General features: G+C 35.7%; 1 protein-coding gene. It reads left to right on the top strand.

The genetic code is table 11. The features are described 5' to 3' along the window. Positions 1-4: 4 nt before the first annotated feature. The coding region (locus ACSV4D_RS18070; protein WP_439229386.1) for an OmpA family protein at positions 5-1809 on the top strand (1805 nt) is incomplete at its 3' end.

The following is a 1809-nucleotide window of genomic DNA, read 5'->3' as shown; positions in this document are numbered from 1 at the left end:
TATCATGAAAAAAAATATACTCTTTTATATAGCTATGATAAGTGTTTTTTCTGCAAACATTTATGCTCAGAAAGCCAAGTTGGCTAATGCCGATAAAGATTACGATAACTATGCTTATATCGATGCCATTAAAACCTATGAAAGAATCGCTGAGAAAGGTTATAAATCAGCTCCTGTTTTTCAAAAATTAGGAAATGCCTATTACTTTAATGGTGAACTTGATAAAGCCGTGAAATGGTATGCCGAATTATTTGCTTTACCCCAAACAACCATTGAAGCGCCTTACTACTATCGCTATGCACAATCTCTACGCGCCATTGGTGATAATGATAAAGCCAATGAGGTGCTAGAACAATTTGATAAAATTACAGCTGATGACAGCAGAGCCAGACTTTTTAAAGAAAACACCAATTATTTAGATGAAATAAAAGCCAATTCCGGGAGGTACAAAATAGAAAATGCAGGTATCAACTCCCAATATTCGGATTATGGTTCGAGTATTTATAACAATAAAGTAATCTTTACCTCGGCCAGAGATACCGGGAGTTTAGGTCAAAGAAAACACACCTGGACCGACCAGCATTTTACTCATCTTTACAGTGCTGATTTAGGTGAAGACATGTCTCCCTCTAATCCGGTTAAGTTTAACAGATCTTTAAAATCTAAATTTAACGAAGCCACTCCGGTTTTTACCAAAGACGGTAAAACCGTTTATTTTACAAGAAACAATTATGTTAATGGTAAAAAAGGTAAAAACGAAAACGGAATTACATTAGTAAAATTATACAAAGCTACTTTAGAAGGAGAAAACTGGACTAATATTCAGGCGCTTTCTTTCACCAGTGACAGTTTCAGCACGGCACACCCTACGCTGAGTCCTGATGAAAAAACAATGTATTTTGCTTCGGACATGCCGGGAACATTAGGAATGTCGGATATCTTTAAAGTACAGATTAATGAGGATGGTTCCTTTGGAACTCCTGTAAATTTAGGCCCTTCTTTAAATACCGAAGGCAGAGAAACCTTTCCTTTTGTAAGTCAGGATAACGAACTCTACTTTGCCTCTGACGGACATCCCGGTGTGGGAGGTTTAGACATTTTTATGACTAAAATTAATGATAACGGTTCCTTGAATAAAGTACAAAATATAGGAATGGATGCTAATTCGCCTAAAGATGATTTTGCTTATATCATTGACAGTAAATCCAGAAGAGGCTTTCTATCTTCTAACAGAGATGGCGGATTGGGATATGATGATATTTACAAATTTCTGGAAACTAAAAGACTGATTTGCGAACAGGAATTATATGGTGAAATTACCGATATGGATTCTAAAATAGCCCTACCAAATGCGAAAGTAACTTTGTTTGATAACAAAATGAATGTATTAAAAACCACTAATGCGGATCAAAACGGAGCGTACACTTTCTTAGTAGAATGCAGCAAAATGTACACCGTTAGAGCCGAAAAAGAAAATTACAACACCAATGAAAAACAAGTTACTATTGCTAAAGAAAACGGAAGAACCCATTTGCCTATAGCGCTGGAAAAAGACCAGTGTAAAGTAACTATCGGAGATGATTTAGGAAAATGTTTTGGTATTCAAAACATCTATTTTGACTTAGACAAATCTAATATCAGAACGGAAGCAGCTTTGGATTTAGAAAAAATATTAGATGTTTTAAACCAATATCCGAATATGAAACTCGATATCCGTTCGCATACCGATAGTCGTGCTTCTCATAAATACAACGAAGCTTTATCAGACAGAAGAGCTAAATCGACCATTAGCTGGCTAGTTAAAAACGG

It is taken from the genome of Flavobacterium sp. ARAG 55.4 (assembly GCF_051846875.1).
Taxonomy (GTDB): domain Bacteria; phylum Bacteroidota; class Bacteroidia; order Flavobacteriales; family Flavobacteriaceae; genus Flavobacterium; species Flavobacterium plantiphilum.
This window is presented reverse-complemented; position numbering and strand designations above follow the sequence as displayed.